Source organism: Aestuariirhabdus litorea, assembly GCF_003864255.1.
GTDB classification, from domain to species: Bacteria; Pseudomonadota; Gammaproteobacteria; order Pseudomonadales; family Aestuariirhabdaceae; genus Aestuariirhabdus; species Aestuariirhabdus litorea.
This window is the reverse complement of record NZ_QWEZ01000002.1, coordinates 763,952-784,699: the sequence shown is the minus strand read 5'-3', so window position 1 is coordinate 784,699 and position 20,748 is coordinate 763,952. Positions and strand designations below refer to the sequence as shown.

Below are 20,748 nucleotides of genomic sequence, written 5' to 3'. Positions count from 1 at the left end.
TACCAATGAAAGAGAGCAAAGCCACCGCTTTCTCTTCCAATCCTTCTGCTTCAGGCTACAGGTTATATCGACGTCTTTTTTCAGGGTGGTGAGATGGATATCCCCAACTTTAATGGCTGGGTGCAATTTAAGGACTACAAATGCATTACGGGGGTAGGGCTTCGTGGTGTCTACATATTGGCTCACTTTAGTCATAAGCCCAGTTCACCGCCCAAATTAACCTCTGCAAATATTATTTATGTTGGTGAAACAACAGGACAGACAATCGCCAAAAGGCTTTATCAGTTTTCTCAGTCAGCTTTCTTTGCGAAGAGAGGCCATAGCGGTGGACTGACCTACTCGAATCAGTTCCTGAAAGGGGTGCCCAATGTCGCCCCACCTGAAAACCTATATGTAGCCATCCTTCCTGTGGATCGCCCAGAGAAAGAGGGCAAGGCTTTTATAAAACTGATTGAACGCGCCGTTATTTGGGAGTTTTTCAAAAAAAATGGCGACTACCCTGCATGCAACACGGCATAAGTGATTGCAGGTTGGCTAGCTGTCAGTGTGTAGCTTTACGTGCCATTTACAGAGCCCTTCAATCAAATCCTTCTCTATAGTTCGACCTTTACAACAACTCGACTAACCCAACTTTACCCTACCTAAAGCCATCATTATCCAATTGGCCCAAGGTGTGGGTCAGCGCCTCGTAGACCTGCTGCCGCAGCTGCAGCACCGGCAGCAGATTGAGATCGGCCGCGGAGAGTCCGGTGAAGTTCAGGCTAAAGCTACCATAAACGATAATTATATTAACTATCAGAATAATGCATTGGATGCATTATAGCGCGGCGCGTAGTCTATACCTTACAGAATCTGAACCCAATCCAGAGGCCAGTATGTACATCGAAGCGAATCAGCAGATCATCCTTAAAAGCCGCCCCGAGGGGCAGCCCACCCACGACAACTTCCAGCTTGTTTCCACCCCCCTGCCCACGCTCGGCGCGGGCGAGGTGCTGGTCAAGAACCTGTGGATGTCGGTCGACCCCTATATGCGTGGGCGCATGAGCGAACGAGACAGCTACATCGCCCCCTTCGCCCTCAACGAGCCCCTCGAGGGCGGCGCCGTCGGCGAGGTGGTGGAGTCCAACAACCCCGCTTTTGCCGTAGGCACCAAGGTGGCCAGCAGCAAGGGGTGGCGCCAGTACTTCATTACCAGCGGCGAAGAGCTGCAGCCGCTGCCGGACAACGGCATCCCCGAGCAGGCGTTCCTGGGGGTGATGGGCATGCCCGGAATGACCGCCTACGTAGGGCTGATGAAGATCGCCGAACTGAAGCCGGGTGACCGGGTGTTTGTGTCGGCGGCCTCGGGCGCCGTGGGTGCCCTGGTGTGCCAGCTCGCCAAGTTGCAGGGCTGCTACGTCGCCGGCAGCGTGGGCTCCGACGCCAAGGCCCGCTACCTGAAGGAGGAGCTGGGGGTAGATGCGGTGGTCAACTACAAGACCAGCCAGAACCTCCACAAGGATATCGCCGCCGCCACCCCCGAGGGGGTCGACGTCTACTTTGAAAACGTCGGCGGCGCCCACCTGGAGGCGGTGCTCAACCGCATGAACGCCCATGGCCGCATCGCTGTATGCGGCATGATCGATCTCTACAACGCCACCGCACCCCAGCCAGGGCCGGCCAACCTCTCCAACCTGGTCACCAAAAAGCTGAAGATGCAGGGCTTTATCGTCTCCGACCACTGGGACGGCTACCCCGCCTTTGTGGCCGAGATGGCGCAGTGGATCCAGCAGAAAAAAATCAGCTGGCAGGAGACCGTGTTTGAGGGTATCGAACAGGCCCCCGACGCCTTTATCGGCCTGTTTGAAGGCAAAAACACCGGCAAGATGCTGGTCAGGCTGTAAGCCAGCCCGTACCCGAGGACAAACCCTATAGTGACGGACCCTCAGTTAAAAGGCCTGCATTGTGCAGGCCTTTTTTAATTAGGCATGTACGCTGACGATCTGCCCTTGAAGCAGTCATGACCTTAGCCTGTAATTGGACCAAGCCTGAGTAATAACCGATGCTAAAGGATGGTCAGGATCAGCTTTTCCTACATACCAAACACCGCCAGCGCTTCGCGCACCAGCATTATAGCCAGTGCGATCCAGGAGAGGATAAAGAGGCTGAAGCGGATCATCACCCGGTCGATGGTGGCCTGCACCAGAGAGTGGAGGATGCGCAAACCGGCGTAGGCCCAGGCGCAGACCAGATGCAGGGTATCAACGTGGCCCAGCAGCGCAATGGCGATGGCCACGGCGTAGAAAAGGGTCGGCTGTTCGAACAGGTGGTTGTAGTTGTTGGAGATGCGGGTCACCTCCGCCGGTAACAGGTCCACCAGCTTGCTGGTGTTCTGCGCCTCCTGGGGGTGGATCTTCATCCGCGTCATGGTGGGGATGCGGGTCACCAGCATCCACAGTGCCATCGCCAGGGTCAACAGACCCACCACAAACACCGGTTGCAGTATTAAATGCGCGTCCATCCTATCTCCTTATCCTGTGGGTTATTGTTATTGAACTCTCACCGATAGCTAGCGGCCTAGGGTCGAAATCCCCCTTAGCCCAGCAGCACCAGCAGCAGGGCCACCACCGCCACCGCCTGGGCGAGATAGGTCACCGCCGCTCCCAGCTGCCGCATCCGGTGCACCCGACCCAGCATGCCATAGGCGTGGGCCAGGCGCGACAGGGTAAAGCCCACCACCAGCGCCTCCTGCAGCCACTGGGGTGCCCGCAGCAACGCCAGCGCCAACAGTACCAGGCCGAAGATCACCACCTGCTCCACCCCGTTGGCGTGGACCCGGATCGCCAGCATCAGCTCGCGATTGCCCCCGTCGCCGTAGGAGATGCGATGTTTCATCCGCAGCCGGGAAACGTTGATGGTGAGCAAGAGCAGCAGCAGGCCATTAAGCGCAGCAAAGAGAGCAAACCAGTGAAAATTGATCATAACAACTCCTGTAGGGTAAGCCACTACAGCCTAGCCCCAGGAGCTGTATGAGAGAACTGTTTCTTTGCAGGAAAAACCAATAAGCCGACTGGTTAGCCAGGGTACCTTTCGAGATACCCTGCTTTGGCTGATTGCCATGGGCTGCTGGCAAGAAGGGCGAGGCGCAAAAACGACCGACAACCCGCTAAACCGCTCATACGGCTGAGCACGACCTCCTAGAGATTCATGCAGTCAAAGCAGTGGCGAATGATATCCACCGACGACACAATGCCAAGGATATCGCCGGCCTCCATGATCAGTACATGATGTATATGGTGAGCCATCATCAGTTCAGCGACCTCCCGCACCGAAGCACCCGAGGCCACTTCGATCACCTTGTGGCTACAGGCCTCCCACGCCCGTTCAGCCTTTGCGTTCTTATTGAGAACATGGAAATGGACCAGGTCCTGGGCACTGATCACTCCAAAACAGCCACCCTGTGCATCCAGCACCGGCACACAGTGGAGACGGTTTTTATCCAGCGTCTGCTGCACCGACTCAATGCTGTCATCGGCACCCACGCAAACCACCGGCTGCTGAATAATGGCCTGGATCGCTCGCTCCATCGAGTTGCTCCTTATTCTTCCTATCATCCTGGGGTTGGCACAACGCTATCCGCAGATCTCCTGCTGATACCCTAAGATAGACGGATTTCATGAAAAGCTCCTCGGCCGCATTGCCACTTGTATCTGAAATCCTTATCAGGCGCTCGACCCGGTAACTCCGCTCCATCAAGCCGCCGGCTGCGCCACGTTACCCGTAACTTGTAGCCCCACGGCTTTTCACGGATGAGCAGATGCGCGCCGTCGAAAACGACCTGCTGTCATTGGCCGGCATTCGGATGGGTCAGCGTTTGATCACAACAGGCTGGATTGATAACCGGACTTGCCGCGGATAGGGGTTAGCGATGCACCGCCAGAACAAGGCCCGACGCTACTACGCAACCCCAGCGCGCCCCCGGGGATAGGCAGGCACAGTTTCCTATCCGCCCGGGATGGGCGTCCACAGCCCAGACTGGAAAGCCTGAGACTCAACCGGGCAGGATCGCGTTGCTCAAACGACGGTTGATCACCGCCACGAAGCACAGCAAGGGCGCCATCCCCCTTAAGGCCGGGCACAGGCTAATGCTTTAAGGGCATAAAGATCATCTCTTATATATCAGCAACTTAAAAAATTAAATTATGTGCTTGTGCTCGCAAAAAAACCCAACAAAACCACCCTCGAGATCAATAAGTCTACCCCCTCTCCCGATTACTCTATCCATTACAAAATCACCACGGTCAACTGGTCATACCAATTACTAAAAAAACGCCAGAATGGGCACAAACGCATCGTGTTTAATACAGGGAGTACCACATGCAACATTTTTATGATCTTAAAATCGGCAAAAAAATCGGTTCCATTATTGCCGTGCTTTTAGTTTTACTGGCCATCTCATCGGTCTACGGCATCAGTAAGATGCGCCTGATCGGTCATGAGCTGCAAGCCGTTCAGAATGAGGACATGCCACTGATCGAGCTGATATCCGACATCACCACCAAGCAGCTCGAAAAGGCGATCCGCATCGAGAAGGCGATGCGTATCGCCGGCATTACCGCCGCCGAGGAGACGGTGCCTGGACTGCACCGCCAGATCACGGAACTGGCGTCAGAGATCGACCATGAGATTAAACAGGGGGAGCAGATCGTCGCGACTGCCAAAACCCACGCGCTTTCCCAAGAACTGCTGGTAGAGCTTGAGGCTATCGAGCAATCGATGCTTGCTGCAGAAAAAGAGCACCGGGCCTATGAGCAGAAGGTTGAGCCGATGATGATGAAGCTCACGCGTGGTGAGGCCGTTACCGATTCCGAGGTGATTGCCCTGGAGCATGCGCAAAGCCAAATTAATGAGCACCTCCAAAAAGTGCTCGTCAGCGTCGAAAAAATGACTGACCACACCCTCGAAAAAGTGCACCACGACGAGGAGGCCGGTCTTAAGGGAATGGTAATGATCGGACTGTTATCCGCCCTCTTTGGCCTGGCATTTGGTGTGATGGTTACCCGGGCAATCACCAAGCCCCTGGCGCAGGCCGTTGACGCAACGGAACGTCTGGCACAGGGCGACCTCACCGTACAGATTGATGTACGTTCGAAGGATGAAACTGGACAGTTGCTGCATGCCATGCAGGTGATGAGCCATAAGCTGCTGGACATGGTCTCCCAGATCGCAGCCGGAACCGAGCAGCTGAGCGGTGCCACCAACGAGGTGGCAACCATCACCACCCAGTCGGCGAAAAGTATCGAACTTCAAACCGAGCAGCTCAATCAAACCTCTGTGGCCATGAATGAGATGTCGGCGACCGTGCGGGACGTGGCCCGAAACGCAACGGAAGCGGCCGACTCGACCACCACGGCGGATGCAGAAGCTCGCAAGGGAGAGGAGGTGGTGTCTCAGGTCAATGCCTCCATTCAGGAGCTGGCCCACAGTATCGAAGAGTCCAGGGATGCGATCACCCGCCTGGGTGAGCAGACCGAAAACGTCGATACCATTCTCGAGGTGATCACCTCCATTGCCGCCCAGACCAACCTGCTGGCCCTTAACGCCGCTATCGAAGCGGCCCGCGCTGGCGAGCAGGGACGAGGGTTTGCTGTGGTAGCCGATGAGGTTCGCACGCTGGCCTCACGCACCCAGGAGTCCACAACCTCCATTCAGGAGATGATCAGCGGGCTCAAGGCGGAGGCCCGAGGCTCCGTGGAAGCAATGAACCGGGGTTACGAAAAGGCAACGCAGGCTGTTGATCTCTCGCGGCAGGCCTCCACGGCGTTGACCGAGATTACCCGCTCCGTCGACCTGATTACCGACATGAACAACCAGATTGCCAGCGCCGCCGAACAGCAGAGTGCCGTTGCCGAGCAGGTCAACCAGTCGATCAGCATAATTAATGAGAGCGAGCACGATGCAGAGGCCGGTGCCCAACAGGTGGCAGTGGCAACAGAGGAGTTGGCACAGCTTGCTGAAAACCTGAAGTCACTGGTGCAAGAATTCAAGGTGGCCTAGGGAAAAACCCATACCTCAACCAAGGGCTCCCTGCACGGAGCCCTTTTTTTATGTAAACCCCAATGGCACGCCCCTCCCCGGTGTTAGTGTCAGGGGTGGCACCTCAACGGGCCTTCGACAACCCGTGGTTTGACATGAAGGCTCATACCTCGTTAACGCTCATCGGTAGTGGAGGTAACCGTTTCACTTCCAGATGCAGCGCTAAACCAACCCTACCCGCCTCTGTCGTACCCCTCACAAAGTGCGCCGAGGCCCTGTCGCCTTCCCGACAAGGGTACCGGTACGCCCAGTACTAACCTAATTAAATCAATCAGTTAGCAACCCCCAGCGGGCGGGCACGCTCCTTGCTCTACCCAACTAACCGATGCGTTTAGGGCAGAGATCCGAGGAGACACGCGATGGAACTGATCGCCAGTACAGCAACGCCACCCACCCGCGGCTGCAAGGCCAAGGGTTGCGGCACCAACGACGACGGGCTGGCCGGGCTGCCGGCTTCGGTCCGCGAACAGGTGCAGAACCACCCCTGCTTCTCGGAGAAGGCCCACCACCATTTCGCCCGTATGCACGTAGCGGTGGCGCCGGCCTGCAACATCCAGTGCCACTACTGCAACCGCAAATACGACTGCAGCAACGAATCGCGCCCCGGGGTGGTCTCCGAAGTACTGACCCCCGACCAGGCGATCCGCAAGGTAAAGGCGGTGGCTGCTGCCATCCCGCAGATGACGGTGCTGGGGATCGCCGGCCCTGGCGACCCTTTAGCCAACCCCGAGCGTACCTTCGAGACCTTCCGCCGCCTCAGCGAAGAGACCCCGGACATCAAGCTCTGCGTCTCCACCAATGGCCTGCGACTGCCGGAGTTTGCCGACGAGATCGCCCGCTACAATATCCAGCACGTCACCATCACCATCAACTGTCTCGACCCCGAAATCGGCGCCCGTATCTACCCCTGGATCTTCTGGAATCACCGCCGTATCCGTGGCGTCAAGGCCGCCAAGATCCTTATCCGCAACCAGCTCAAGGGGCTGGAGATGCTGGTCGAGAGGGGGGTGCTGGTGAAGGTGAACTCGGTAATGATCCCGGGCGTCAACGACCACCACCTGGCCGAGGTGAGCCGGGCGGTGAAGGAGCGCGGAGCCTTCCTCCACAACGTGATGCCGCTGATCGCCGAGGCGGAGCACGGCACCTTTTACGGGGTGACGGGCCAGCGCGCCCCCTCCAACGCCGAGCTTCACGCCCTGCAGGAGAGCTGCAGCGACTCCATGAGCATGATGCGCCACTGCCGCCAGTGCCGCGCCGATGCAGTGGGGATGCTGGGGGAGGACCGGGGACAGGAGTTCACCCTCGACAAGATTGCCAGCCAGGAGATCGACTACCCCACAGCCATGGCCAGGCGCCAGCGGGTACAGCGTGCCATTCTCGATTCCCTGGCCGAAGCCACCCCACCTCTGGCCGCCAAGCCACCTCCCGAGGCGCTGATCGCGGTGGCCAGTAAAGGCGGGCAGGTGGTGGATGAGCACTTCGGTCACGCCCGCCACTTTTCCATCTACCGGGTCAGCGCTGGGCGCCGCGCTTTTGTCGAGCGCCGCGCGGTCGCCCTCTATTGTAGTGGTGCAAGCGACTGCCCCGAGGAGGAGGAGCGTCTTGAGGGTCACCTGGGGGCGCTGGCCGACTGCAACGGCGTGCTCTGTTCGCGCATCGGCATCGGCCCCTGGCAGCAACTGGAACGCGCAGGAATCGAGCCCAGCAGCAGCTATGCCCTGGAACCGATCGACCAGGCCCTCGACCGTTTCTACCAGGATCTTCTCGAGCAGGGAAAACTGACAACCTCTCACCCACAACAGGCCACGGCCTAGGAGGCTGGTTTATGTCATTCAGCATCAGTGATCGTTGCGTTAACTGCTACGCGTGCCTCGACCTCTGCCCGAGTAACGCAATATCCCAGGGGGTGAGTCAATTTCATATTGATTCACTGCGCTGTACCGAATGCGCGGGCCACTTTGCCGACCCCCAGTGCGCCAGTATCTGCCCGGTGGAGGGCGCCCTGCTGGATGGCGAGGGACAGGCACTGCACCCGCCCGGCTCTCTCACCGGTATCCCCCCCACCCTTCGCGTCGTCGCGATGGAGGGTCAACCGGCGGCCAGCCTGCTGCCATGAGCTGCGCTCCCAACCGTCACGCAGGGCGGGAGCTGCAGTTCAGCCGCCTGATGCAGCAGGCCCAGTTTCACCCCAATACCCGTCCGCTGGCGCAGATCATCGCCAGCTGGCACAGCGGCATCGGCGTGCTGCCCAAACGGCTGGGGCTCTCCCGGGAGGCCTTCAGCGAACTGCAGCGTAGCCACTTCGGCCTCGCCCGCGCCTGGCGCCATGAGCTTTACAACAGCCGCGAGCGGCTTGATGAGCGACTCGACGACCTGCGCGATGAGCTGCTGCGCCTGCTGCTACAGCACGCCCGCGACCCGAGTCCCTCGGTGCGCTGGATCGCCGAGCTGGTGGCCACGGCCTGCCAGGGGAGCAACCACCTGTGGGAAGATCTGGGGGTGTGGGACCGTTCCACCCTGAGCCAGCTGCTGAGCTACAACTTTCCCACCCTGGCGGCCCTCAACACCCGCGACATGAAGTGGAAGAAGTTTCTCTTCAAACAGCTGTGCGAAGCCGAAGGAATCTACATCTGCCGAGCCCCCAGCTGTGATCAATGCACTGATTTCGATGACTGCTTCGGGCCCGAATAGTGGACTCTCTGCCCCCCTCTCCCCCTCCCTTGCCGAGCGGGTACGGGGCAGCTACCTGGGGCTGGCCGTCGGCGACGCCCTCGGCGCCACGGTGGAGTTTATGACTCCGCGGGAGATCGCCCACGAACACGGAGTGCACCGTTCCATTGTGGGTGGCGGCTGGCTGCGCTTGAAGCCGGGGCAGGTCACCGATGACACCACCATGGCGCTGGCACTGGGGGAGGCCCTGTTGCAGGCCCGGGCAATAGACCCCGGCGCCATCGCCGAGGCGTTCAGCGCCTGGATGCGCGCCAAGCCGGTGGATATCGGCCATACGGTGCGCGCCGGCATCGCCCGCTACCGCCGCACCGGGGATACCTGTATGCCGGTGGAGGAGATGAGCGCCGGCAATGGTGCCTGTATGCGCTGCCTGCCACTGGCGATCGCCACCCTGGGGCTGGATGAGCCCCGTCTGCGCCAGGCCTCGCGACTGCAGGCTCACATTACCCACAACAATGCACTGGCCGATGCCGGTACCGAGGCGGTGATGCTGATGCTGCAGGGGCTTTGGCGCGGCGAAACCCTGTTGCTGCAGCTCAAACAGCAGGTGCAGCCACTCGCCCAGGCCTACCCGGCCTACGGCTTCCGGCGCCGTCCCTGCCTTAACCCCACCGGTTTTATGGGTCACACCCTGCGGGTGGTGTTCGAAGGGCTGTTCGACAGCGAAAACTTCGAGCAGTGCCTGGTGACCGTGGTCAACCGCGGCGGCGATGCCGACACCACCGGCGCCATCGCCGGCATGCTGGCCGGTGCCGCCTACGGGGAGCGTGATATCCCCCCCAGATGGTTGCAGGCCCTCGACCCGACGATTCGCCAACAGTGCATCAGCCAGGCCAACCGACTGCTGGCCCTGGCGCCTTTTGAACTGGCCGCCAGTCCCTGATCGATACCGCCCGTCCCTGGGCATAAAAAAGGGAGCCCGTGGGCTCCCTTCTGTTCGGCTGAGGTCCAATCAGTGGACGTGACCGTGGTCGATCTCTTCCGGGGTGGCTTCGCGCACACCCACAATCTCGACATCAAAGTGCAGAACCACACCCGCCAGGGGGTGGTTGCCGTCGATAGTGACCTCGTCACCCTCAACCGCCTTGACGGTGATGCGCTGGACGGAACCATCGGGGCCCTGGGCCTGGAAGGTCATCCCCGCCTCGATGGTGTCAACGCCCTGGAACAGGCCGCGCTCGACGGTCTGGATCAACTCCGGCTCGACTTCGCCATAGGCCTCTTCGGGCTCAACGGTGACCTTTACCTTGGCACCGGTCACCTTGCCCACCAGCTCCTTCTCGAGCCCTGGAATGATGGTGCCGGAGCCGTGCAGGTAGCTCATCGGCTCGCCGCCAGCGGAGCTGTCGATCACCGTTCCTTCGTCGTCGGTCAGTGTGTAATGCATGCTGACCACCAGGTTATCCCCAATCATTAAAGACATAGTCTCTCCCGTTTAATAGATGGCTTATGCGCCCAAGATGGAGAGTTGGGTTTGACCCGCACACCTGCATCCGTCATCCGACGCCCTCGGGCAAAGAGTACATCAAGCGCCCTCCCTTGGCGACCCGGATACCCCGGCGGGCTGGCCCCCCCGTGGCGGTTGCGACTAGAATAGGGCCCTCTTTGACAAAGCACCCGACCATGCCCGCCACCCTCCACACCCTGGATTCGCTGCGCCTCGCCACCCATGATCTCGCACCCCCCTTTTCGATTCAACTCGACGAGGGAGCCCCCTGGCACTGCAGCGCCGTGCTGCGCATGTTGCCCGGACGGCGGGTGGTGCTGCGCCTCAAACGCGCCTCTGAGCCGCCGGTGGTGGCCAAGCTGTTCTACCGGCGCAAGGATTACCAGCGCGAATACGATGGCCACCAACAGCTGCAACAGCAGGCCATCGACACCCCGGCAATGGTGCACCACTACCAGAACCCGGAAGCTGAACAGGCGCTGGTGCTCTACAGCTTCTGCGCCGGCCAGTCGCTGCTGCAGTGCTGGCAACAGGCGGACCAGGCCGACCAGCGGTTAGCCATTCTGGGGCGCGCCGTGGAGGCCTGTGCCCACCTGCACCGTGCCGGGCTGGTGCAGGCCGATATCCACCTCGACAACTTCCTCGCCACCGATGATCACCTGCAGGTGATCGACTGCGCCGGCATCAGCGCCCACCCGACCCCGCTGGACGCCGACCGCGCCCGTGACAACCTCGCCCTGCTGCTGGCGCAGCTGCCCGCCACGGTGGAGGACTGGATCGCGCCCCTGTGGCAAGGTTACCGCCGGGTTGTCGCTGATCCAGGCTTCGACAGCAGCGCACTGGCCGAGGCGGTCCAGCGCATGCGAACCCGGCGCTGGCAGCACTACCGCAAGAAACTCTACCGCGACTGCAGCGAGTTCCACTGCCAGGCGCGTTTCAACCGCTGGCAGGTGGCACGACGGGACGCCCTCGGCCCCGCTCTGGAGCAGCTGCTGGTCAACCCCGATCCGCTGATCGAGTGCGGCCAGCTCCTCAAACAGGGCAATACCGCCACCGTCAGCCGGGTTGAGATTGAAGGGCATCGCTGGGTCGTCAAGCGCTACAACCTCAAGGGGGCGGGCCACGCCCTTAGCCGAGGGCTTCGCCCCAGTCGCGCCTGGCACTACTGGAGCAACGCCTATCGCCTGCGCTTCGAGGGCATCGCCACCCCCACTCCGCTGGCTCTGGTGGAGGAGCGTTTCGGCCCCCTGCGTCGGCGCGCCTTCCTGGTCATGGAGTCGGTTGAGGGCACCGACCTGCACACCGCCCTCAGCCAACCCGCCCGCTCCCCCTGCCCGCCGGAGCGGCTCAAGCAGCAGGTGGTAGATCTGTTCGACACCCTCTACCGCACGCGCCTCAGCCATGGGGACCTCAAGGCCAGCAATCTGCTGGTCACCGCCGAAGGGATCCAGCTGATCGACCTCGACAGTCTCAGGATGCACCGCCGCCCGGGGCCGCTCAAGAGCGCCCTGCGCAAGGATCTCGATCGCTTCCTGCGCAACTGGGAGGGGGCGCTTCGCGAAGAGTTTGAAACCCTGTTGGCACCGGTTGCCAAACGCCTGTCGGCCTGAACGCCGTCCGGCACTCCTGGTCTGGCGACCGCCATTTTGTCGGGATGCACCCCGACGGGTGCCTTAAGGGGACGACCAGCGCCCCCTTAAGAATCCCCGCTGGCTCCACCAAGTCGACCTGCGGCTACGCTGCGCTTTGGCTTAGATTGCCGACTTGGTGGATGAAGCCCCTGTGCCGCCTGCCCCCTTATTGGATATCAGGCCGCAGGCCGGTTACATGGAACTTCGAGTGCGCTCAACCTGATCGCTACCGCCATCCCTGGCCCCGACCCACAGGGACGTGGGAAGTGCCGTTTTTGCAGGAGCCAAAAACGGCCGCGGCATACCGTACTTCCTGTACATAAGCTGCTCCTGGCCATCCTTGGCCCCGCGGCATACCGCCCGTCCCTGGGCATAAAAAAGGGCGCCCGAGGGCGCCCAATAGCGAGAAGACTTTCTATTACTTGGAGGTGTTGGTGAACTCGGGGTAGGCTTCCATTCCGCACTCGGAACGATCCACACCTTCGTACTCCTCCTCCTCGGTGACGCGGATTCCAGCCACGGCCTTGAGGATGGTCCAGACGATCAGGCTGGTGACGAATACCCAGACGAAGATGGTGAGGGCACCGATCAGCTGGCCGCTGAAGCTGGAGCCGCTGTTGGTAGCCGGTACCACCAGCAGACCAAACAGACCCACCACACCGTGTACAGAGATGGCACCAACCGGATCATCGATCTTCAGCTTGTCCAGGGTCAGGATGGAGAAGACCACCAGCACACCACCGATAGCACCGATCAGGGTGGCCTGGAAAGCAGTGGGGGTAGAGGGCTCAGCGGTGATCGCCACCAGCCCGGCGAGGGCGCCGTTGAGGGCCATGGTGAGGTCAGCCTTGCCGAACAGCAGGCGGGCAGCCACCAGGGCAGCCACAACACCACCGGCAGCGGCGGCGTTGGTGTTGAGGAACACCATGGCAACAGAAGCGGCGTTGCTCACATCACCCAGCTTGAGGACGGAACCACCGTTGAAGCCGAACCAGCCCATCCACAGGATGAAGGTACCCAGGGTAGCCAGCGGCAGGTTGGCACCGGGGATGGCGTTGACCTGGCCATTGGGGCCGTACTTGCCCTTACGAGCACCCAGCAGCAGGACACCGGCGAGAGCGGCGGCCGCACCGGCCATGTGCACGATACCGGAGCCGGCGAAGTCGGAGAAGCCAAGGTCACTGAGGGTGTACATACCGAAGACGGACTGTCCGCCCCAGGTCCAGGCACCTTCCATGGGGTAGATGAAACCGGTCATCACTACTGCGAACAGCAGGAAGGACCAGAGCTTCATACGCTCAGCCACGGCACCGGAGACGATGGACATGGCGGTGGCCACAAACACTACCTGGAAGAAGAAGTCGGAGGCACCGGCGTAGATGGAGCCGCCCTCGAAGCCGTCTTCACGGCTGGCGAAGTCGCCCATCACCGCATCAACGTCAACGCTCTCGATGCCGGACAGCAGCAGCGAATTGTCGTACATGATGGCGTAGCCGCACACCATGTACATGATGCAGGCGATCGCGTACAGGGCGATGTTCTTGGTTAGAATTTCGGTGGTGTTCTTGGACCGTACCAGGCCCGCTTCCAGCATGGCAAAGCCGGCGGCCATCCACATGACCAGGGCGCCACACACCAGGAAGTAAAACGTATCCATTGCATACTGGAGATGATATAGGTTGTTTTCCACAACAGTTCCCCTCTAATTGAAAATCGTGTGATTCGTAATGGGTTAGACGGCGTCGGTGCCGGTCTCACCGGTACGAATCCGGATCACCTGCTCAACGGTGGTTACAAAGATTTTGCCGTCGCCGATCTTGCCGGTATGGGCCGCCTTGCTAATAGCCTCGATCACCTGATCAAGCAACTCATCGGAGATGGCGATCTCCAGCTTGACCTTGGGCAGGAAATCAACGACGTACTCGGCCCCACGGTAGAGCTCGGTGTGGCCCTTCTGGCGACCGAAGCCCTTGACCTCTGACACGGTCACGCCCTGAACACCAATCTCGGAGAGGGCTTCGCGCACATCATCGAGCTTGAACGGTTTGACAATTGCTGAAACTAACTTCATGTAGAATCTCCTGGTTTGTTTTCGGGGCTGGCCGTTGGCTCGACTCCCGGGCTTATTCTTTGGTCATCCTGACCGGAAGGACCTTAGCCATAAACACTGCGGTACAGCGTTGATGGCTAAGGCCACGCCTCCTCGGGTAACTGCGATTGAGCGATCGGCCTGTGCAATTACGTGGTACCGGCTCTTTGCACTGGCTGTGCCACATTATTTTTCCCTATTTATTTCAAAAGGTTAGCTATATAAACACCCCCCAGCCCCGGATTGGGCGCACCAAAAAGCACCATTTGTGATCAGTGCACCCTAACGGTGCACCAACAGGGAGCACCCCGCCCGCTCAGCCGCAGCGGGCACTAGAACGGCTCACAGGCCGAGCAGGGCTGGTGCAGCATCCTTGACGGCGGGGGCGGTCAGGGACGCTTGCAGAGGCCCTGTAAAACAGCCACGAAACAAGTGGTTAGGCACGTCGGTGAAAAAGGAGGACAAATGGGGGAAGCAACCGCGGGGCGTTAGGGTGCGTCTGTGGTAGACTGGCGCCCTCTTTTGGGCTCCGTAGAAGCAGTCATATGATCAACAAGATGTTTATCGCCGGCCTTAGCCGGCAAGCCGCGCAGATCCTCGGCGGCGAAAAGTCCCAGCTCCACCGGGATGCGGAGAAGAACCTGCAGCTGCTGCTGCAGAACGCCTTAGGCAAGCTCAACCTGGTCAGCCGCGACGAGTTCGATACCCAGGCCGCCGTGCTGGCCCGCACCCGCGCCCGCCTCGAGGCCCTGGAGGCTCGTTATGAGGCGTTGGTGAGCGAGCTGGAAAAGCGCGACCAGTCCCCCTCCTGATTACCCCTTGGAGGGTGTTTGCAGGTAGTTGACCAACGCCTCCGCGGCCCGCGAAAGGTAGTGGTTGCGCTTCCAGCCGATACCGATCGGTAGGGCAATCGGGGGATCGAAGGGCAGTGCACAGAGGTCGCTCTCCGACTCGAGAATCATCGACAGGCAGGTGCTGATCCCCACCCCCTCGCGCACCAGCCGCTTGAGCAGCTCGATCAGGTTGGTCTCAAAGCGAATATCCAGCGGCTTGCGCGCACTGCGGGAATACTCGCTGAGGGCCTCGCGCAGGAAATACCCCTCCCTGAACAGCACCAGCGGCTGATCGGTCACCTCGGCCAGGCTCACCGAGGGCTGCGCCGCCAGCGGATGACCCGCGGGCACGCAGGCCACAATCTGCTCTTCGATCAGGGGCCGGCTGCGAATCTGCTCATGGGGACGGTCGGTGCGCAGCAGGGCCAGGTCCAGCTCCCCCTCCAGCACCATCCGCTCCAGGGTGGCGGTGCCCGCTTCAAACAGGGTGATGCGCACCCCGGGATAACGTTTGCAGAACCCCAGCAGGTGCTCCGGCAGGTAATAGGAGGCCAGCATGGCCGAGACCCCCAGTCGAATCACCCCCTGCTCCACCCCCTTCTGCGCCTGCAGCTCGCGCTCGGCGTCACTCATCAACTGCAACACCTGGCGCGCGTAGCGCAACAGCACCTCGCCATCGGCGGTGATGGTCATGCGCCGTTCAGTGCGGTTGATCAGCTTCAGCCCCACCTCCTGTTCCAGCTTCTGCATCGCCATGCTCAGGGCCGGTTGGGCAATCCCCAGGCGGCTGGCGGCGAGGGTAAAGTTGCCGATGCTGGCCAGTTCGGTGAAATAACGCAATCGTTTCAGGTCCATAAGGATTCCCTGTGGGGAGGTGGATCGCCAATGTATCAACGTTAATGATTGAAAGTATCAGTAACATATATTGTATTTATCAAAAGCCAGATCGTACAGTAGCTCCAATCCCGCTTTTACTTTGGAGAACCCCATGAGCCAGTCCCGCACCGCCTTCCAGTGGCAAGATCCCTTTAACCTCGATGCCCAGCTCAGCGACGAGGAGCGTATGGTGCGCGACAGTGCCCGCGACTACTGCCAGAAGCAGTTGATGCCCCGGGCACTGATGGCCAGCCGCCATGAGCAGTTCGACCCGGCCATCATGCGCGAAATGGGTGAGCTGGGGCTGCTCGGTGCCACCCTGCCGGAGGAGTACGGCTGCGCCAACGTCAGCCACGTCTGCTACGGCCTGATCGCCCGCGAGGTGGAGCGGGTCGACAGTGGCTACCGTTCGGCCATGAGCGTGCAATCGTCGCTGGTCATGCACCCGATCTACGCCTACGGCAGCGAGGAGCAGCGCCGCAAGTACCTGCCGAAGCTGGCCACGGGCGAGTGGATCGGCTGCTTTGGCCTGACCGAACCCGATGCCGGTTCCGATCCCGGCAGCATGCGCAGCCGCGCCGAGCGGGTTGAGGGCGGCTACCGCCTGGTGGGCAACAAGATGTGGATCACCAACAGCCCCATCGCCGATGTGTTTGTGGTCTGGGCCAAGCTCGACGGAGAGATCCGCGGTTTTATCCTCGAGAAGGGGATGGCTGGCCTCTCGGCCCCCAAGATCGAGGGCAAGTTCAGCCTCCGCGCCTCCATCACCGGCGAGATCGTGATGGACAACGTGGTGGTGGGCGAGGAGCAGTTGCTCCCCAACGTCAGCGGCCTCAAGGGCCCCTTCGGCTGCCTCAACAAGGCGCGCTACGGCATCGCCTGGGGCTCCCTGGGCGCGGCGGAGTTCTGCTGGCACGCGGCACGCCAGTACTGCCTCGACCGCCAGCAGTTTGGCCGCCCGCTCGCCGCCACCCAGCTGATCCAGCTTAAGCTGGCCAACATGCAGACCGACATCGCCCTGGGCCTGCAGGGCGCCCTGCGCATGGGACAGCTGATGGACCAGGGCGCCTGCCCGGTGGAGCTGATCTCGCTGATGAAACGCAACAACTGCGGCAAGGCGCTGGAGATTGCCCGTATCGCCCGCGATATGCATGGCGGCAACGGCATCAGCGACGAGTTCCATGTGATCCGCCACGTCATGAACCTGGAGGCGGTCAACACCTACGAGGGCACCCACGATGTGCACGCCCTGATCCTGGGACGTGCCCAGACCGGGTTGCAGGCGTTCGGCTGATGAAAGGCGCACTGAGTGGAATCCGCGTCCTCGACCTGAGCCGCATCCTGGCCGGCCCCTGGGCGACCCAGATGCTGGCGGATTTCGGCGCCGAGGTGATCAAGATCGAGCGCCCCGGCAGCGGTGACGACACCCGCAGCTGGGGCCCGCCCTACCTCAAGGACCGCGACGGCAGCGACACCGGGGAGGCGGCCTACTTCCACAGCACCAACCGCGGCAAACGCTCACTGGCGGTGGACATCACCCAGGCCGATGGCCAGGCGCTGATCCGCGCCCTCGCCGGGCAGTGCGACGTGCTGATCGAGAACTTCAAAGTCGGGGGGCTGGCCAAATACGGACTCGACTACGACGCCCTCAAGGCGGTCAACCCGGCACTGATCTACTGCTCCATCACCGGCTTCGGCCAGACCGGCCCCTATCGCGAGCGGGCCGGCTACGACTTTATGATCCAGGCCATGGGCGGGCTGATGAGCGTCACCGGCGAAGCCGAGGGGATGCCGATGAAAACCGGTGTCGCCCTGGCCGATGTGATGACCGGGCTCTATGCCTGCAACGCCATTCAGGCGGCACTGCTGCACCGCATGCGCAGCGGCGAGGGACAGCAGATCGACCTTGCCCTGCTGGATGTGCAGGTGGCCACCCTCGCCAATCAGGGGATGAACTACCTGGCCAGCGGTGAGGTGCCCGGCCGCCTCGGCAATGCCCACCCCAATATTGTCCCCTACCAGGCGTTCGCCACCGCCGACGGTCATATTATCCTCGCGGTAGGCAACGACGCGCAGTTCATCAAGTTCTGCGCCATCGCCGGCCGCAACGAGCTGGCCAGCGACCCCCGGTTCAGCAGCAATCGCGAGCGGGTCCGCAATCGCCAGCATCTGGTGCCCCTGGTGGCGGAGCTGATGCAGCAACAGGGGAGCGACTGGTGGCTCGATCGGCTCTCCAGCCAGGGAGTGCCCTGCGGCCCCATCAACACCCTTGACCAGGTGTTTGCCGACCCCCAGGTACAGCACCGGCAGATGGAGCGCCAGCTCGACCACCCGGAAGCCGGGACGGTGCCCACCATCGCCAACCCGATCCGTTTCTCCGCCACCCCCATCGATTACGGGCGGGCGGCGCCGATGCGGGGAGAACACTCCCGCGAACTGCTTAAGGAGCTGCTCGACCTGCCCGATGAGAGCTGGGAAAGCCTCAGGGCCCAGGGGGTAGTGGAGTAAGCGGGGGTAAGTGATCGGTGAATGGCGCTGGACCTAGCGTTGGAGAAGGGTCAGGACCTGAACCGCCAACCGCCGGCGCAGCGGATCTTCACCGTCGATCACCGCCAGCAGGCGGTCGCTGGCAGCCTCCCGGTCCAGCATGGCCAGCGCCTTGGCGGCGGCGCTGACCTGCGCGCCCCCCTCTTCCAACCCCAGGGCCACAATCAGTTCCAGCGTCTGCGACGCCACCCCGTCCGCCCCCCGCATCCGCCCCGCGAGCGTCCCCAGTGCCTCAATGACCGCCGTGCGCACGGCGATGGAGTTATCATCGCAGCAGCCCCGAATCGCCTCCAGCAGGCGCGGCGAGAGAGCCCTGCGTGGGTCGCTGCCCGCACTCTTGACCAGTGCACGAATCGCCTGCAACCGCACCAGCCCATCACTATCCTCCAGCGCCGCCAGTAGCGGCACCCGGGTGCCGTCGAGCGACAGCGCCCCCAGCGCCTGGGCCGCCGCCTGGCGCACCCCCTCACTACCGGCGTTTAGCTGGGTTACCAGGGGGCCAAGGGCCTCGCTCCAGCCCGGCCAGTGGGGCTGCGCGCGGGCTATCTCCGCCAGACTCAAAAGCGCCTGCTGGCGCAGCTCGGCGTTGTCGTCCAGCAGGCACCCCAGCAGTAACGGCACGCTGGAGAGGGCCTTTGCCTCTCCCAGTACCTGTGCGGCCACCACCCGCAGCGGGACGGACGCTGGCTGGCTCGCCCCGGGGGAGCGGATACGCCCGAGGTTGTGCTTGACCAGGGCACCGTACTCGGCCAGCTCCGGCGGCAGCGCCTCGACCATAGGCAACAGATCCCCCGCCTCGGTCGCCGGCTCCCGCTCCGCCGCTACCAATGCCTCGGCGTTACGAAGATGAATCGCCTCCAGAGTGGACCCCAGGGGGGCCGCGATAGCGGCCTCCTCCTGCGCGGGGTAATGGGTGGTGAGCTGCGCCAGCACCTCATCCAGGGAGGGCGGTTCGAGCGGCGCCTCGACCGACTCCAGCGCATGGAGCGGGATCAGGTCGGGCTCGGGTTCTGCGTTGGACTCTGGGTCGGGCCCGGTGGTCGGCTCGGGCGCCCTCGCCGCACCGACCAATCGCTGCTGCACCCAGCTGAGGGGGGAGGGGTCGAGCCCTGCGGCCTCCGCCGCAGGATCGAGCGCGATCAGGGCCCGCAACGCGGCCTGGCACAGCACCCCGTCCTGCGGCTCCGCGCAGGCCAGCAGTGCCTCCATCACCTCGGGCTCACAACGCCCCCGCTGTGCCAGCGCCTGTATCCCCTGGACCCGCACCCGCAACGACCGAGCGGGGTCGTTGACCACCGCCAGCAGTACCGCCAGGGAGGTTTCCGTCCCCATCTGCGCCAGCAGCTGGCAGGCGAGCACCGCCTCCTCCTCTCCGTTGCAACAGTTCACCACCACATCCAGCGACGCTCCCTCGCCCGCCTGAGCCAGCCACTGCCGCAGCACAAAACAGCGCACCGGCGCCGCCGGCGAGGCGATCAACTGGCGAGCACGATCCGCCTCCAGGGGGGCTTCGCCGACCGTCTGCAACCCCTCCAGTGCCGCCAGCTGAACCGCCGGGCTGGGGTCATCGATCGCCTCCAAAAACGCATTGCAGGGGAGCGCCCCACCCCGTTGCGCGAGCCCCCGCAGGGCCGCCTCGCGCACCTCGTCGTGGGGGCTGGCCAACAGCGCCAGCAGGGTCTCGCCGGCCTCGGGCAACGGGCTGTGGCCAAGGGCGGCCGCGATACGACGCTGGGTTCTGGGTGAGGCCCGGGGCCAGCGTCGCTGCAGGCTTGCCACCCCCGGCGCTCCCATCTGCGCGATCGCCTTCAGCAGCGGCACTTCGATCTCCTGCCCCTCATCCTGCTCCAGTAGCTGCTCCAGATCCCCAAGGGCGGCCTGGTAGCCTAACTCACCCAGGGTGTTCACCGCCTCCAGCTGCAGGTCCCACCAGTCGTCCCAGCCCTCGGTAAAGCTGCTGGCCAGCCCTTGCGGGCGCTCCAGCAACAGGGGCTTAATGGCCTCCAATGCGGCCGCTGAGCCGATCCGGCCCAGCGCCTGCAACGCCGCCAGCTTGACCTCGCCATCGCCGTGCCAGGCCAACGCCTCCAGCAGGCCCGCAACGGCGCTATCATCTCCAATCTGCCCCAGCGCCTGCGCGGCATCGATGCAGAGATCGAGATCCTGGTCGCGCAGCTGCTCCACCAGCACCCCGGAGGCCTCCACCGCCTGCAACTCCCCGAGGGCGGCCGCCGCGCTACAACGGTCCACCTCATCACCCTGCTGCAACAGCCTAACCAGTCGCGCGACCACCCGCCCACGGCTCTCCACGTTCTTATTCATCGGCCCTCTGATCCTTGCCAGCCTTGCCCCGCCATTGATGGTAAACAGCGCCCTGTCCGGGTGACGCTGTCCGCTCACTCTACCCTAGCAGATTGGCGTAGTCGGGTAACGGCAATCTCAGCCAGCACCAGGGGCGATCTCCCCACAGCGCTGCCCGCATGACCCTGCTAGGCTGCTGCGGCCACACTCCAGCCACAG

The 20,748-nt window shown here is 62.2% G+C and carries 19 protein-coding genes; 11 read left to right on the top strand and 8 right to left on the bottom strand.

The annotated features are described in order from the left end of the window. The first annotated feature begins 93 nt into the window (after positions 1 to 93). Entirely contained in the window at positions 94 to 519 is a 426-nt protein-coding gene (locus tag D0544_RS13695) for a hypothetical protein (RefSeq protein ID WP_125017077.1), read from the top strand. A 356-nt stretch (positions 520 to 875) separates the two neighbouring features. Further along, on the top strand, positions 876 to 1,883 hold the full coding sequence (locus D0544_RS13690) for an NADP-dependent oxidoreductase (RefSeq protein WP_125017075.1): 1,008 nt from the start codon (positions 876 to 878) through the stop codon (positions 1,881 to 1,883). A 188-nt stretch (positions 1,884 to 2,071) separates the two neighbouring features. Here D0544_RS13690 and D0544_RS13685 read toward each other — a convergent pair whose 3' ends face one another. The 3 genes from D0544_RS13685 to D0544_RS13675 form a co-directional block, all read right to left on the bottom strand. After that, positions 2,072 to 2,500 (bottom strand): MAPEG family protein, encoded by a 429-nt coding sequence (locus D0544_RS13685; RefSeq protein WP_125017073.1) that lies wholly within the window; start codon positions 2,498 to 2,500, stop codon positions 2,072 to 2,074. Positions 2,501 to 2,574: 74 nt separating this feature from the next. Next, positions 2,575 to 2,961 carry an MAPEG family protein gene (locus D0544_RS13680; RefSeq protein WP_125017071.1) on the bottom strand — a complete coding sequence of 129 codons (387 nt, stop codon included), beginning with the start codon at positions 2,959 to 2,961 and terminating at the stop codon, positions 2,575 to 2,577. 215 nt (positions 2,962 to 3,176) lie between these two features. Next, on the bottom strand, positions 3,177 to 3,566 hold the full coding sequence (locus D0544_RS13675; protein WP_164880935.1) for a CBS domain-containing protein: 390 nt from the start codon (positions 3,564 to 3,566) through the stop codon (positions 3,177 to 3,179). Between the two features lie 790 nt (positions 3,567 to 4,356). Between D0544_RS13675 and D0544_RS13670 the strand changes: the two genes are divergently transcribed. The 5 genes from D0544_RS13670 to draG all read left to right on the top strand — a co-directional run bounded on the left by D0544_RS13670 (position 4,357) and on the right by draG (position 9,688). After that, entirely contained in the window at positions 4,357 to 6,036 is a 1,680-nt protein-coding gene (locus D0544_RS13670) for a methyl-accepting chemotaxis protein (protein ID WP_125017067.1), read from the top strand. 398 nt (positions 6,037 to 6,434) lie between these two features. Next, positions 6,435 to 7,889, top strand: a complete 1,455-nt coding sequence (gene nifB, locus D0544_RS13665; protein ID WP_125017065.1) for a nitrogenase cofactor biosynthesis protein NifB — start codon at positions 6,435 to 6,437, stop codon at positions 7,887 to 7,889. Positions 7,890 to 7,900: 11 nt separating this feature from the next. After that, positions 7,901 to 8,191, top strand: coding sequence for a 4Fe-4S binding protein (locus D0544_RS13660; RefSeq protein ID WP_125017063.1), 291 nt, complete (start codon positions 7,901 to 7,903; stop codon positions 8,189 to 8,191). Beyond that, positions 8,188 to 8,766, top strand: a complete 579-nt coding sequence (locus D0544_RS13655) for a nitrogen fixation protein NifQ (RefSeq protein ID WP_125017061.1) — start codon at positions 8,188 to 8,190, stop codon at positions 8,764 to 8,766. The genes D0544_RS13660 and D0544_RS13655 overlap by 4 nt, the downstream gene beginning before the upstream one ends. Beyond that, positions 8,744 to 9,688 carry an ADP-ribosyl-[dinitrogen reductase] hydrolase gene (gene draG / locus D0544_RS13650; protein ID WP_125017059.1) on the top strand — a complete coding sequence of 315 codons (945 nt, stop codon included), beginning with the start codon at positions 8,744 to 8,746 and terminating at the stop codon, positions 9,686 to 9,688. Before D0544_RS13655 ends, draG begins: the two co-directional genes overlap by 23 nt. 69 nt (positions 9,689 to 9,757) lie before the next feature. Here draG and D0544_RS13645 read toward each other — a convergent pair whose 3' ends face one another. After that, the gene (locus D0544_RS13645; RefSeq protein WP_125017057.1) at positions 9,758 to 10,228 is read right to left on the bottom strand and encodes an FKBP-type peptidyl-prolyl cis-trans isomerase; all 471 of its coding nucleotides are present in this window, start codon (positions 10,226 to 10,228) and stop codon (positions 9,758 to 9,760) included. Between the two features lie 182 nt (positions 10,229 to 10,410). Between D0544_RS13645 and D0544_RS13640 the strand changes: the two genes are divergently transcribed. After that, positions 10,411 to 11,862: a lipopolysaccharide kinase InaA family protein gene (locus D0544_RS13640; protein ID WP_207905885.1), complete on the top strand. Its 1,452-nt coding sequence runs from the start codon at positions 10,411 to 10,413 to the stop codon at positions 11,860 to 11,862. Between the two features lie 439 nt (positions 11,863 to 12,301). Here the strand turns inward: D0544_RS13640 and D0544_RS13635 are convergent, their stop codons facing one another. Together D0544_RS13635 and glnK are read right to left on the bottom strand one after the other, a co-directional pair. Continuing rightward, positions 12,302 to 13,540: an ammonium transporter gene (locus tag D0544_RS13635; protein ID WP_424220787.1), complete on the bottom strand. Its 1,239-nt coding sequence runs from the start codon at positions 13,538 to 13,540 to the stop codon at positions 12,302 to 12,304. 75 nt (positions 13,541 to 13,615) lie between these two features. Then, positions 13,616 to 13,954: a P-II family nitrogen regulator gene (gene glnK, locus D0544_RS13630; RefSeq protein WP_125017051.1), complete on the bottom strand. Its 339-nt coding sequence runs from the start codon at positions 13,952 to 13,954 to the stop codon at positions 13,616 to 13,618. A gap of 563 nt (positions 13,955 to 14,517) precedes the next feature. Here glnK and D0544_RS13625 point away from each other — a divergent pair. Next, positions 14,518 to 14,784, top strand: coding sequence for an accessory factor UbiK family protein (locus tag D0544_RS13625; protein ID WP_125017049.1), 267 nt, complete (start codon positions 14,518 to 14,520; stop codon positions 14,782 to 14,784). On the opposite strand, the gene D0544_RS13620 is transcribed toward D0544_RS13625, so the two are convergent. Beyond that, the gene (locus D0544_RS13620) at positions 14,785 to 15,660 is read right to left on the bottom strand and encodes a LysR family transcriptional regulator (protein WP_125017047.1); all 876 of its coding nucleotides are present in this window, start codon (positions 15,658 to 15,660) and stop codon (positions 14,785 to 14,787) included. A 133-nt stretch (positions 15,661 to 15,793) separates the two neighbouring features. On the opposite strand from D0544_RS13620, the gene D0544_RS13615 reads away from it, so the two are divergent. Next, positions 15,794 to 16,975 (top strand): acyl-CoA dehydrogenase, encoded by a 1,182-nt coding sequence (locus tag D0544_RS13615; RefSeq protein WP_125017045.1) that lies wholly within the window; start codon positions 15,794 to 15,796, stop codon positions 16,973 to 16,975. Then, positions 16,975 to 18,189, top strand: a complete 1,215-nt coding sequence (locus tag D0544_RS13610) for a CaiB/BaiF CoA transferase family protein (RefSeq protein WP_125017043.1) — start codon at positions 16,975 to 16,977, stop codon at positions 18,187 to 18,189. Before D0544_RS13615 ends, D0544_RS13610 begins: the two co-directional genes overlap by 1 nt. Positions 18,190 to 18,222: 33 nt before the next feature. Here the strand turns inward: D0544_RS13610 and D0544_RS13605 are convergent, their stop codons facing one another. Further along, the gene (locus tag D0544_RS13605; protein ID WP_125017041.1) at positions 18,223 to 20,550 is read right to left on the bottom strand and encodes a HEAT repeat domain-containing protein; all 2,328 of its coding nucleotides are present in this window, start codon (positions 20,548 to 20,550) and stop codon (positions 18,223 to 18,225) included. Between the last annotated feature and the right edge of the window lie 198 nt (positions 20,551 to 20,748).